Source organism: Corynebacterium sp. 335C (assembly GCF_053525695.1).
Genome location: NZ_JASTTB010000003.1, coordinates 196,025 through 207,941, shown reverse-complemented (window position 1 = coordinate 207,941; position 11,917 = coordinate 196,025). Strand labels below are relative to the sequence as shown.

Here is an 11,917-nt window from a genome sequence, read left to right as displayed (position 1 = left end):
TCACGCTTCAACCTCCCCGTCCAGGGCGTAGAGGGCGCGCACCGCGTGCGCGAACGCCTCCGGGGAGTGGCGGCGGCGGATCGGATCCCAGGCCCGGAGCACCTCGCCGGGATGGTCGAGGACGCCGAGCGTGCGGCGGGCGGCCTCGGCGGCGCCGTCGTAGCGCACCTCCCCGGGGCAGTCCGCGAACGCGGCGATCGACGGGACGAGCACCGGGACGCCGACGGCGAAGGCCTCGAGCACGGCGACGGGGAACCCGTCCTGGGCCGCGCAGTGCAGGTAGGCGGACAGGCCGGACATCCGGCGCAGGACCTCCTCCTTCGGCGCCCAGCCGGTCACCTCGACCCCGGCATCCTCGAGGAGGGCCCGCAGGTCCGCCGGCCCGTCGCCGATCCAGGTGAAGCGCACGTCCGGGTGTTCGGCCCGGACGCGGCGCGCGACGTCGGCGAAGACGTCGGGGCGGCGGACGGCGTCGATGCGCGCCGCGATGCCGACCTCGGGAGGCTTTCCCGGCTCCCACTCGAGGTCCGGGACCTCCCCGGCGACGAGGCCGTTCGGGATCGGGCGGCGCCGCGGGAACGGGTTGATGCGGCCGAGCAGCCGATCCTCCCGCGGGGAGCATCCCGCGAAGGTCCCGCCGAGCAGCGAGAGGACGGCTTCGGCGCCGAGGAAGACGAGTCGCTTCGGCAGCGGCCGTCCGGAATCCTCGATGATGAGGCCGTGCGGGGTGTAGGCGACGAGGCCGCGCGTGCGGGGATCCCAGCCGAGGGCCAGACGCGCGTACGCGCCGGCGAAGCTGGAGTGCGCGTGCACGAGGTCGGGGCGAACGTCGCGCACGGCCCGGCGGACGGCGCGGACGGCGCCCGCATGCCCCTCCGGCATCGCGATGAGCTCGTCGAACAGGCCCGTCGCCGCCGGATCCCCCGGATCGGCGGTGCGGCGGGCGTTCCACAGCAGGACGTGCCGCGCGTCCGGCGCGACGGAGGCGTATCGGCGCAGCATCGACTCCACGCCGCCGCCGTAGCACTCGGTGACGTGGAGGATGGTGCGCCGGGACGCGGCCGGCATCAGTAGGCCCCGTCCTTGCCCAGGACGGCCTTCGCGGTGCGCAGGAGGATGGACGCGTCGAGCGACGGGGTCCAGTTGTCGATGTAGAGCAGGTCGAGGGAGATGGCCTCCTCCCCCGACAGGTTGGAGCGTCCGGAGACCTGCCACAGGCCCGTCATGCCCGGACGGACCGTGAGGCGCATCCACGCGTCGCGGTCGTACTCGTCGCGCTCGGCGGCGACCTGCGGGCGGGGGCCGATGAGGGACATCGTGCCGCCGACGACGTTGAACAGCTGGGGCAGCTCGTCGATGGAGTAGCGGCGGATGAAGCGGCCGACGGGCGTGACGCGCGGGTCGTCCTTCATCTTGAACAGCAGGGCGCTGCCGCCGTTGGCGTCGATGAGCTTCTGCTTCAGCGCGTCGGCGTCGGTGCGCATGGACCGGAACTTCCACATGCGGAACTCCTCGCCGTCCCGGCCGATGCGGGTGGCGCGGTAGAAGACCGGTCCGCCGTCGGACGCCTTCACGGCGATGGCGGTGGCGATGAGGACCGGCGAGAACGCGAGGATCAGCAGCGAACCCACGGCGAGGTCGACGAAGCGCTTGGAGATGCCGTTGGCGCCGACGTTGCCGCTGCGCGACACCTTCATCATGGAGACGCCGTGGATGCGGGAGGCGCGGACGCGCTGCGGGCTGACGGAGGCGAGGTTCGGGTACAGGTAGATCGCGACGTCCAGCGGCGCGCAGGCCCAGGTCATGCGGCGCAGCCACTCCGGGGGGACGGCCGAGGGGCACATGACGACGATCTCGTCGACGCCGAGGTTCTCCAGCGCGTCGGCGCACAGCCCGTCGCAGCCGACGCCGAGGACCGGATCCCCGTCACCATCGACGAGTCCGGTGCGGTCGCCGTCGACGATGACGTAGCCGACGATGGTCATGCGGTCGACGATCCTCCGCCACTGCGGCAGGCGGCGGTCCGCGTACTGGTCCTCGGTGAGCACGACCAGGTAGCGGGCGCCGGAATCGCCGAAGTGCAGCCGCCGCAGGGCCGCCTGCAGCAGGAAATGGGAGATGAACATCCACAGGAGCCCCAGGGGCAGGGCGATGAGGATGAAGTCGCGCATGGAATCCCAGCCGACGGCCGCCGCGACGAACGCGGGGACGCCGAAGGCGACCATCGTCGCCTCCACGATGCGCTGGGCGATGGCGACGTGGTCGCGGAACACCTCGCCGTCGTAGAGCCGTCGATTGCGCAGCATCCAGACCCAGGACACGAAGAGGGTCGCGGCGAAGATCGCGAAGATGAGCCCGTGCGGGAAGTCCCCCAGGCGGAGGTTCGCGGCGATGCGCCCGTAGGGCTCGAGCCAGCCGCCGTCGACGACGGGGATGACCGCGAACGCGAGAGCGAGCATCACCAGATCGGCGAGATAGAGGATGGACGGGACGCGGTGGCGCATGCGGAACCGCTCCCAGTTCGACGGGTCGCGGCCGTAGCTGCCCAGGGGGTTCCAGTCCCTGTCGGAGGACGCGGAGCCGGCGCGGGCGATGGGCTTGGCGAAGCCGCGGGCGGGCTCGTCCGCCCCGCTCCCGCCGCCGGAGCTATGCGTCGCCGCAATGGTCATCGTCGATTCTCCGTTCGGTGTGGCCGCCCCGCACCGCAGCCGCCGGCATGTGACGGATTTCAGCGGAAACGGGGGCGGCGGGGACGAATCTCACCCCCGTGCAGTCGCCCTTGAACATAGCCGCGCCTCACCTCATGTCAAAACGGCAAAAACCCGTTCCCATCTGCAAACATAGTGTTCACCGGGAATTAACATACGCAATCAAATACTTGCTTAACCGTCCGCGTTACATGCCCGTTTCGCAATCACCCCCGCTCCATGCCCCGGCCGGGGGCGGGTGGCCGCCCTCCGGAGCGGTCACCCGCGGTTTTGGGACTCGCCCCGGCCGACCCGGCGCAGTGCCCGCACGCGCCACCCCAACCGAAATCCCGTCCGCGCGCCCGTTTCCGGGCCCCGGGGCCCCATCGCATGCATCCGCCCCCGGATCGCCCCCCGGATCCGAATCACCCCCGTCCGCCCCTTGTTGACAAATCCAGCAATTTCGTTGCGGCACGCCGCCCCGGCCCGGCAATATGGGGTACATGACCGCCCTCCTGTGCCTGCTCGCCCTCACGGCGGCGCTGGCGCCGTGGGCGATCCGCCAACTGGGCACCCGCGGGTTCCCCCTCCTCGCCCTGCCGCTGGCCGGCGGCGCCGTCTGGACCGGCTCGCACCTCGTCGCCCATGCCCGCGGCGACGTGACCGCCCCGCGCGTGGAACACATCGAGTGGATGCCGCTGGTGCACCTGGACGTGACGTTCCGCATGGGCCCGCTCTCGGCGCTGTTCGGCACGCTGGTGCTCGCCGTTGGCGTGCTCGTCCTGGTGTACTGCGCCGGCTACTTCCACAACCCGCCGAAGGGGTCCCGCCGCCGGCTGGGGACCTTCGCGGCGCAGCTCACCCTGTTCGCGGCGGCGATGTTCGGCCTGGTGACGGCGGACAACATGCTGCTGATGTACGTGTTCTGGGAGATCACGTCCATCCTGTCGTTCCTGCTGGTCGGCTACTACGCCGAGCGCGCGTCGTCGCGCCGCGCGGCCGGGCAGGCGCTGATGGTCACCACGTTGGGCGGCCTCGTGATGCTCGTCGGCATCGTGCTGATGGGCTTCACGACGGGCCACTGGACGTTCTCCGCCCTGACGGCGCCCGGCGCCCTGACCGCCGACGCGCTGTCGGCCACGGGGCCGCAGGTCGCGGTGGTGCTGCTGCTCATCGGCGCGATCACGAAGTCCGCCATCGCGCCCGCGCACTTCTGGCTGCCGGGCGCCATGGCGGCGCCGACGCCGGTGTCGGCGTACCTGCACTCGGCGGCGATGGTGAAGGCCGGCGTCTTCCTCGTCGCCCGCCTGGCGCCGACGTTCGGCGCCGCACCCTCGTGGCACCTCGCGGTGCTGCCGCTGGGCCTGCTCACCATGATCATGGCCGGCTGGATGGCGCTGCGGCAGAAGGACCTGAAGCTCATCCTCGCGTACGGCACGGTGTCCCAGCTGGGCTTCATCATCACCGTGACGGCCGTCGGCACGCGCACGGCGATGCTGGCGGGCCTGGCGCTCACCCTCGGACACGCGATGTTCAAGGCGACGCTGTTCATGCTCGTCGGCGCCATCGACCACTGCACCGGCACCCGCGACGTGCGGAAGCTGTCGGGCCTGGCCCGCCGCCGCCCGGCGATGGCCGTCATCGCGGCGCTCGCCGGCGCCTCGATGGCGGGCGCGCCGCCGCTGTTCGGCTTCGTCGCGAAGGAGACGGCGCTGGAGGCGACGCTGTCGGCGGGCACGCTCACCGGCATGCCCGGCGTCTTCGTCACCGCGGGCCTCGTCGTCGGCTCCATGCTCACCGTCGCGTACACGCTGTACCTGCTGTACGCGGGCTTCGCGACGAAGCCGTCGTCGCACGCCTCCGGCGGCGGGGCCTCCCCCGCGGTCGACGGCATGGAGCGGCCGTCCGGGTGGATGCTCGCCCCGGCGTGGCTGCTGGCGGTCGCGTCGCTGGTCACGGGCCTCGCCCCGGGGGTCCTCGACGCCGTCGTCCAGCCCTACCTGGACGCCGCCTTCCCGGGCGGCGAGCCCTACCACCTGGCGCTGTGGCACGGCTTCACCGCGCCACTGGCGCTGACGGCCGCGATCCTCGTCGTCGGCTACCTGCTGCACCGCTTCCGCGAGCTGGTGCGGCGCCTGCAGTTCGACAAGCCGGCCCTCGGCGACGCGGACGACATCTACGACGCGATCCTCGACGGCGCCCGCCGCCTGTCGCTGCGCGTCACCGCCGCCACCCAGCGCGGCTCCCTGCCGCTGTCGGAGGGCGTCATCCTGCTCGTCCTCATCGCGCTGCCGCTCGGCGCGCTCGTCTTCGGCGCCCGCAGCAACCTGCGGATGACGCTGTGGGACACCGCCGCGCAGGGCGCCGCCGCCGTCGTCATCGTCATCGCCGCGCTGGCGGCGACGCGCACCGGCAACCGCCTGTCCGGCGTCATCCTCGTCGGCGTCACCGGCTACGGCCTGTCCGTGCTGTTCGCGCTGCACGGCGCCCCGGACCTCGCGCTGACGCAGCTGCTGGTGGAGACGATCATGGTCGTCGTCTTCGTGCTCGTGCTGCGCACCCTCCCGCCCCGCACCCGCGAGGGCGGCGGCTCCTGGGTCCGCGCCCGCGCCTGGGTCGCCGTCGGCGTCGGCTGCACCGTCGCCGTCCTCGGCGCCTTCGCCATGGCGGCGCGCGACTCCGTGCCGCCGTCGGTCGACATCCCGGCGCTGGCGAAGGAGATCGGCCACGGCGCCAACGCCGTCAACGTCCTGCTCGTCGACATCCGCGCGTGGGACACCTTCGGCGAGATCACGGTCCTCGTCGTCGCCGCCGTCGGCATCGCGTCGCTGGTGTTCCGCACCCACACGACGCACTCGCTGCCGCGCGGCGCCGCCCGCCGGGTCCGCCGCCGGCGCGACGCGCGCTGGCTGACGACGTCGGAGTCCCCCGCGGACCCGGGGTCCAGGCCGCTGATGGTGGTCGTCGCAACACGCTTCCTGTTCCCCGCGATGATGGTGCTGTCCTTCTACCTCTTCTTCGCCGGGCACAACGCGCCCGGCGGCGGCTTCGCCGGCGGCCTCGTCGCCTCGCTGGCGATCACGCTGCGCTACCTCGCCGGCGGCCGCCACGAGCTGCTGGAGACGGTGCCCGTGTCGACGGACAAGATCCTGGGTCTCGGCGTCGTCCTGGCCGCGGCGGCCGCGACGTGGCCGCTGCTGCTCGGCTGGCCGCCGCTGGCGTCCTGGTACACGACGCTGGACATCCCGTTCATCGGCGACGTCGCGCTGGTCAGCCCGCTGCTGTTCGACGCGGGCGTCTACCTCGTCGTCATCGGCACGGTGACGTACATCCTGCGCAGCCTCGGCGGCCGCATCGACGTGGAGACCGACCGCCGCGCCGAGCGCGCCCGGTCCCGCCGCGTCAACCTCACCAAGCGCGGCCGCACCCGCCAGTACCGGGAGGGCGCGGAGAAGGCCGTCGGCAAGCTCCCCGCCGGAGCCCGGAAGCCGAAGGGGGCGGGCACCCGATGATCGTCAACTTCACCCTGCTCGCCGTGGTCGGCGTGCTCGTCGCCGCCGGCGTCTACCTCGTCCTCGACCGCGCCATCACGCGGATGCTCATGGGCCTGATGCTCATGGGCAACGGCATCAACCTGCTCATCCTCGCCGCCTCCGGCGCACCGGGCGCCGCTCCCCTGTGGGGCCGCGGCCACGCGCTGCACGACCGCACCGCGGACCCGCTGCCCCAGGCGCTCATCCTCACGGCCATCGTGATCATGATGGGCACCGCCGCGTTCATCCTGGCGCTGGCCTACCGCCAGCACCGGCACCGCGCCGGCGACCGCGTGCAGGACGACCGCGAGGACAAGCACGTCGCCCTGCGGCGGCCCGACGACCCGTCGGCCGCGCCGGACCACGACAGGTCCGACGACCCCGCCACGGGCAAGCCCACGGAGGCCGGCGACCGGTTCGGCCCCGACAGCTTCGAGAAGCCGGTCGAGGAGGATGACGGCGATGACGACTGAGCAGCTGATCCTCCTCCTCATCCCCATGCCGGTCATCATCCCGGCGGTCACCGCGGGCCTGGCGCTGCTGCTGTCGCGGCACCCGCGCATGCAGCAGGCCCTGGCGCTCGCCGCGCTCACGGTGCTGCTCGGCCTGTCGGTGCTGCTGGTCTACCTCATCGGCGTCAACGGCATCCACACCGTCCAGGTCGGCGGCTGGGACCCGCCGGTCGGCATCACCCTCGTCGCCGACGGGCTGGCCACCGTCATGGTCGCCGTCAGCCAGCTGGTGCTGTTCGCGGTCCTGTGGTTCGGCATCGCGCAGGGCATCCGCGACGGCGACGACGACGATCCGGTGTCGGTGTTCATCCCGTCGTACATGCTGCTGAACATGGGCGTGTCCATGGCGTTCCTCGCCGGCGACCTGTTCAACATGTACGTCGGCTTCGAGGTCCTGCTGGTCGCCTCCTACGTGCTGCTGACCCTCGGCGCCTCCGCGTCGCGCATCCGCGCCGGCGTCAGCTACGTCATGGTGAACATGCTGTCGTCGCTGGTGTTCCTCACCGCCATCGGCCTGGTCTACGGCGCCGTCGGCACCGTGAACTTCGCGCAGATCTCCATCCGCATGGAGGCGCTGCCGGAGGGCACCCGCACCGCCATCTTCGCGGTGCTGCTGGTCGCGTTCGCCGTGAAGGCCGCGGTGTTCCCCATGTCGTCCTGGCTGCCGGACTCCTACCCCACCGCGCCGTCGACGGTCACCGCCGTCTTCGCGGGCCTGCTGACGAAGGTCGGCGTGTACGCCATCATCCGGGCCCGCTCCGTCATGTTCCCCGACGGGCGCCTCGACGAGGTGCTCATGTGGGCGGGCCTGGCGACGATGGTGATGGGCATCCTCGGCGCCATGGCGCAGAACGACATCAAGCGACTGCTGTCGTTCACGCTGGTCAGCCACATCGGCTACATGATCTTCGGCATCGCCCTGGGCAACGAGATGGGCCTGTCCGGCGCCATCTTCTACATGGTCCACCACATCCTCGTGCAGACGGCGCTGTTCCTCGTCGCCGGGCTCATCGAGCGGCAGGCCGGGTCGTCGTCGCTGCGCCGCCTCGGCAGCCTGGCGAAGGCCTCGCCCCTGCTGGCGCTGCTGTACCTCGTCCCGGCGCTCAACCTGGGCGGCATCCCGCCGTTCTCCGGGTTCCTGGGCAAGGTCATGCTGATCCAGGCCGGCGCGGAGGCGGGCACCGTCACCGCGTGGGTCCTCGTCGCCGGCGCCATCCTCACCTCGCTGCTGACCCTGTACACCATGGTCATCGTGTGGTCGAAGGCGTTCTGGCGCGACCGCTCCGACGCCCCGGACGGGGACATGGCGCTGGCCCGCCCGATGACGCTGAAGGAGAACCCGCGCTTCATCGCCCTGGAGGAGCGCGAGGACGTCGGCCGGATGCCCATGGGCATGGTCGGCCCGACGGCGTTCCTCGTCGCCGCGACGCTGGCGGTGACGGTGCTCGCCGGCCCGCTGTCCTCCATCACGGACCGGGCGGCGGTCAACGTCGCGGACACCGCCGGCTACCGCGCCGCGGTCCTCGGCGTCGACGACCCGGGCGTGCAGGACGAGGGCCTGGAACCGGGCCGCACGCTCGATCCCGGCGACGGCCGCGCCGACGGCGGCGCCGGCGGAGGGGAGGACGCGCCATGACGACGTTCGCCGAAAGGGCCCGCCGGGCCCGCGCCCGCGCCACGGAGAACCGCCCGTCGCTGCTGATGTTCGTCGCCCTGGTGGTGATGTGGCAGCTGCTGTGGGGCGAGGTCACCGTCGGCAACCTCGTCGGCGGCGTCCTCGTCGCCGGGTTCATCTCCCTGGTGGTGCCGATGCCGCGGGTGCCGGTGACGGGCCTGCGCATCAACTGGTGGGCGATGGCGAAGCTGTTCGCCGCGTGGGCGATCGACTTCGTCGTCGCGTCGCTGCGCGTCGCGTGGCTGGCGGTGCGGCGGGCGGATCCGCCGCCGTCGGCGGTCATCAAGGTGCCGATGCGCACCAACGACGACATCACGCTGGCATCGGCGATCGCGCTCATCAACCTGCAGCCGGGCGGCATCGTCACCGACATCGACCGCGGCCGGCAGCTGCTGACCATGCACATCCTGGACGGCTCGTCGACCGGCGGCATCGAGCGCACCATCGCGGAGCTCGCCCGCATGGAGCGCCGCGTCATCCGGGCGTTCGAGGACCGGGACCCGGCCGACAACGACCGCGGCGGCTTCGGCCACGACCACGCCGCCGTGCACGACGAGGGGGATCGGCGATGAGCGACCACGTCTTCCACCTGTTCCTCATGGGCGCCGCCGCGATCTACGCGGTGGCGGCGCTGCTGGTCATCGGCCGGCTCATCGCGGGCCCGAACTCGATGGACCGGCTGGTGTCGCTGGAGTCGATGATCGCGATGATCCAGGGCATGTTCGCCGCCTACATCGCCTGGACGGAGGACACGTCGTGGGCGTACCCGATGCTGGTGGTGGCCCTGCTGGGCTTCATCAGCTCCCTGTCGGTGGCGCGGTTCCGCAACCCCGACGCCCGCGGCGACGCCGGCCGCGTCCGCCCGCCGGGCGCCGAGCCCGTCGCGGCGCGCGCGGATCGGGAAGGCCGCATCGCCGACGAGCGCGGCGGCCCGGCCGGGGGACCCGCGGGCGGACCCGCCGGAGGACCCGCGGGCGGTGCCCCGGGCGCGCCCGCGCCGGGATCGACCGGGAGGGCCAGGGGACGGACCGGGAAGGAGGACCGGCGATGACCCTCGCCGTCGACATCGTCTCTCTCGTGCTCATCCTGGGCGGCGCCCTGGTGAGCCTGACGGCCGCGCTGGGCGTCGTCCGCTTCCGCGACACGGTCAGCCGGATGCACGCGTCGTCGAAGCCGCAGACGCTGGGCCTGCTCATGACCATCGTGGGCGTCATCCTGCACGTGCTGGCGCAGGGCGGCAACGGCCCCGCGCAGTACGGCGATCTGGGGATGATGGCGCTGGTGGCGCTGTTCGCCCTCGCCACCGCGCCGGTGGTCGCGAACCGGCTGGGCGACGTCGGCAAACGGGAGCAGCTCATCGACCGCGGCGCGCTGTCGCGCGACGACGAGGCGGCGGAGAAGGAGGCGCGCGAAGGCGGAGGCCGAGCGCCGGGCGCGCAGGCAGCGCGCGAAGGAGCGTGACGACGCGCCCCGCGACGGCGGTCCCGGCTCCGGGGCGTCGGGTTCCGGTGCACGCGGCGGCGGGGACGGCGCGGGCGAGCGCGGCGGAGGCTCCCCCGGCGCCTAGGGCGCCAGCGGCCGGCCGGCGGCCATTTCGCGGACGGCGAGGTCGACGGCGGCGGCCCAGGGGGAGCCGCCGAGGCGGGCCTCGATGGCGCGGACCTCGTCCTCCGTCGTCAGGGCGGGGGCGGCGCCGGCGGCCGCGGCGGCGCGGCGCTGGCGCTCGTAGCCGGCGCCGTGGTCCATGATCTCGCCGACGATCTCCAGCTCGGATCCGCAGTTCAGCGACGCGGCGACGGGGCGCAGCGTCTCCAGGAGGTCCGCGAGGTCGTCGCGGACCCAGCGCTCGTTGGTGTCGCGGTCGACGATGATGAGCGCGTCCATGCCGTAACGGGCGGCGCGCCACTTGTTCTCCGCGGTGTGCCAGGGCTGGATGGTGGGCAGCTCCTCGCCGCGCTCGAGCATCCGGTCGTAGTGGACGGTCAGGGCGTGGGTGAGGGCGACGATGCCGGCGAGCTCCCGCATGTTGGAGGTGGAGTCGGCGACGCGGATCTCGATGGTGCCGTACTTGGACGCCGGCCGGATGTCGAGGTGCATGGACTTGGTGTGGTCGATGACGCCGGAGCGCATCTGGTCGGTCATGTAGGACCGCCACTCGTCCCAGGTGGAGATGGCCGGCGGCAGGCCGGCGGTCGGCAGCTGCTGGTACAGCAGGGAGCGGTTGGAGGCGTAGCCCATGTCCTCGCCGTTCCACGCCGGCGACGACGCGGAGAGGGCGAGCATGTGCGGCAGCTGGAGCTGCAGGGCGTTGATGATGGGCCACACCTTGTCGGCGGAGGAGATGCCGACGTGGACGTGGACGCCCCAGATGATCATCTGCCGGCCCCACCACTGGGTGCGGTTGAGGATCTCCTGGTGGGCGGGCTTGGGGCCGACGATCTGGTCGGTGCCGCGGCCGAAGGGGTGGGAGCCGGAGCTCCAGACGTCGACGCCGAGGGCGTCGGCGGCGCCGCGGACGGCGCGGAGGCGCCCCTCGAGGTCGGCGACGGCCTGGGGGATGTCGTCGCAGACGCCGGTGACCAATTCGACGGTGTTGGCGAGGAACTCGCGCTGGATCCCGTGGTCCGGGTCGTCCTTCGCCACGAGATCGAGGATCTCGGAGGCGCAGGGGACGGTGTCGCGGGTGGCCCGGTCGACGAAGACGAGCTCCCATTCGACGCCGAGGGTCGGTCGCGGGGAACCGGCGAAGTTCTCGGTCATTCCCCCATCACACCACACGTGCCCGGCGTTCACGTCGCCGGGCCGGTCGCGGGTGCGGCCGGGTGCGCGATGCGTGACGACGGCCCCCTCCCCGCGGGGGCGCCCTCCCCCGCGGCGGCTACCCTTCCTCGCGGTCCGGCGCGTCGGGCCTGGTCCACTTCACGGACTTGCCGCAGGCGGCGATCTCGTCGCCGTCGGCGAGGAACACGGCGCCGACGGAGTCGGGGTCGATCTCCGCGGGGCGGTTGTGGACGGTGACGGACCCCTCGGCCGTGACGTGCAGCTCGCCGATGACCTCGGCGGAGTCGCCGACGGCCTCGCCGGCGCCGGAGCAGCTCCCGGTCGTCGCCATGATCTCGTAGACGCCCTCCGGCAGGCTGCTGAACTGCGGTTCGCCGGAGTCGACGACGCCGGTCCAGCCGTCGGCGAAGGCGGTGGTGGCGTGGCCGAGGGAGAGCATGCGGCCGTCGTCGTAGGAGCGGGTGAAGTTGTACGTCGAGCCCGTCTCGTCCAGCGCGGGGGCGTCGGGGTCGACGGACACCGACGTCGTCGGGGACTCCCCCTCGCCGTCGCCGGAGCCGGAGGCGCCCGCGCCGTCCGCGCCGCAGGCGGCGAGGGCGGCGACCGCCGCGGCGGCGGCCGCCAGGGACAGGGCGCGGGACGTCACGGTGGACTTCATCGGGGCTGGTCCTTCCGGGTTGTCGGGGCGATTGGGGGGGGGGATGCCGGCGCGGACGGGTGCGGGCAGGC

The 11,917-nt window shown here is 72.7% G+C and carries 10 protein-coding genes; 6 read left to right on the top strand and 4 right to left on the bottom strand.

Translation table 11 applies throughout. From position 1 onward, the window contains the following. Together QQS41_RS10750 and QQS41_RS10745 are read right to left on the bottom strand one after the other, a co-directional pair. Positions 1-1,068 carry a glycosyltransferase family 4 protein gene (locus QQS41_RS10750; RefSeq protein ID WP_448852721.1) on the bottom strand — a complete coding sequence of 356 codons (1,068 nt, stop codon included), beginning with the start codon at positions 1,066-1,068 and terminating at the stop codon, positions 1-3. Beyond that, positions 1,068-2,669, bottom strand: coding sequence for a sugar transferase (locus QQS41_RS10745; RefSeq protein ID WP_448852720.1), 1,602 nt, complete (start codon positions 2,667-2,669; stop codon positions 1,068-1,070). The genes QQS41_RS10750 and QQS41_RS10745 overlap by 1 nt, the downstream gene beginning before the upstream one ends. A gap of 521 nt (positions 2,670-3,190) precedes the next feature. Between QQS41_RS10745 and QQS41_RS10740 the strand changes: the two genes are divergently transcribed. From QQS41_RS10740 to QQS41_RS10715, 6 genes are read left to right on the top strand one after another with little or no spacing between them, the layout of a single operon-like run. Continuing rightward, positions 3,191-6,199, top strand: coding sequence for a Na+/H+ antiporter subunit A (locus QQS41_RS10740; protein ID WP_448852719.1), 3,009 nt, complete (start codon positions 3,191-3,193; stop codon positions 6,197-6,199). Then, positions 6,196-6,693: a Na(+)/H(+) antiporter subunit C gene (locus QQS41_RS10735; protein WP_448852718.1), complete on the top strand. Its 498-nt coding sequence runs from the start codon at positions 6,196-6,198 to the stop codon at positions 6,691-6,693. The genes QQS41_RS10740 and QQS41_RS10735 overlap by 4 nt, the downstream gene beginning before the upstream one ends. After that, positions 6,683-8,368 carry a Na+/H+ antiporter subunit D gene (locus tag QQS41_RS10730; protein WP_448852717.1) on the top strand — a complete coding sequence of 562 codons (1,686 nt, stop codon included), beginning with the start codon at positions 6,683-6,685 and terminating at the stop codon, positions 8,366-8,368. The genes QQS41_RS10735 and QQS41_RS10730 overlap by 11 nt, the downstream gene beginning before the upstream one ends. Continuing rightward, positions 8,365-8,979: a Na+/H+ antiporter subunit E gene (locus QQS41_RS10725; RefSeq protein ID WP_448852716.1), complete on the top strand. Its 615-nt coding sequence runs from the start codon at positions 8,365-8,367 to the stop codon at positions 8,977-8,979. Before QQS41_RS10730 ends, QQS41_RS10725 begins: the two co-directional genes overlap by 4 nt. Further along, the gene (locus tag QQS41_RS10720; RefSeq protein ID WP_448852715.1) at positions 8,976-9,458 is read left to right on the top strand and encodes a monovalent cation/H+ antiporter complex subunit F; all 483 of its coding nucleotides are present in this window, start codon (positions 8,976-8,978) and stop codon (positions 9,456-9,458) included. Before QQS41_RS10725 ends, QQS41_RS10720 begins: the two co-directional genes overlap by 4 nt. Beyond that, on the top strand, positions 9,455-9,868 hold the full coding sequence (locus tag QQS41_RS10715; RefSeq protein WP_448852714.1) for a monovalent cation/H(+) antiporter subunit G: 414 nt from the start codon (positions 9,455-9,457) through the stop codon (positions 9,866-9,868). The genes QQS41_RS10720 and QQS41_RS10715 overlap by 4 nt, the downstream gene beginning before the upstream one ends. Before the next feature lie 102 nt (positions 9,869-9,970). Here the strand turns inward: QQS41_RS10715 and QQS41_RS10710 are convergent, their stop codons facing one another. Further along, positions 9,971-11,167, bottom strand: coding sequence for a glutamate--cysteine ligase (locus QQS41_RS10710; protein WP_448852713.1), 1,197 nt, complete (start codon positions 11,165-11,167; stop codon positions 9,971-9,973). Between the two features lie 118 nt (positions 11,168-11,285). Continuing rightward, the gene (locus QQS41_RS10705; RefSeq protein ID WP_448852712.1) at positions 11,286-11,846 is read right to left on the bottom strand and encodes a hypothetical protein; all 561 of its coding nucleotides are present in this window, start codon (positions 11,844-11,846) and stop codon (positions 11,286-11,288) included. Positions 11,847-11,917: the final 71 nt, after the last annotated feature.

Coding starts and splice junctions, on each gene's coding strand:
- QQS41_RS10715 (WP_448852714.1), top strand. CDS start 9,455: ATGACCCTCGCCGTCGACATCGTCTCTCTCGTGCTCATCCTGGGCGGC.
- QQS41_RS10705 (WP_448852712.1), bottom strand. CDS start 11,846: ATGAAGTCCACCGTGACGTCCCGCGCCCTGTCCCTGGCGGCCGCCGCC.
- QQS41_RS10710 (WP_448852713.1), bottom strand. CDS start 11,167: ATGACCGAGAACTTCGCCGGTTCCCCGCGACCGACCCTCGGCGTCGAA.
- QQS41_RS10740 (WP_448852719.1), top strand. CDS start 3,191: ATGACCGCCCTCCTGTGCCTGCTCGCCCTCACGGCGGCGCTGGCGCCG.
- QQS41_RS10745 (WP_448852720.1), bottom strand. CDS start 2,669: ATGACCATTGCGGCGACGCATAGCTCCGGCGGCGGGAGCGGGGCGGAC.
- QQS41_RS10730 (WP_448852717.1), top strand. CDS start 6,683: ATGACGACTGAGCAGCTGATCCTCCTCCTCATCCCCATGCCGGTCATC.
- QQS41_RS10750 (WP_448852721.1), bottom strand. CDS start 1,068: ATGCCGGCCGCGTCCCGGCGCACCATCCTCCACGTCACCGAGTGCTAC.
- QQS41_RS10725 (WP_448852716.1), top strand. CDS start 8,365: ATGACGACGTTCGCCGAAAGGGCCCGCCGGGCCCGCGCCCGCGCCACG.
- QQS41_RS10735 (WP_448852718.1), top strand. CDS start 6,196: ATGATCGTCAACTTCACCCTGCTCGCCGTGGTCGGCGTGCTCGTCGCC.
- QQS41_RS10720 (WP_448852715.1), top strand. CDS start 8,976: ATGAGCGACCACGTCTTCCACCTGTTCCTCATGGGCGCCGCCGCGATC.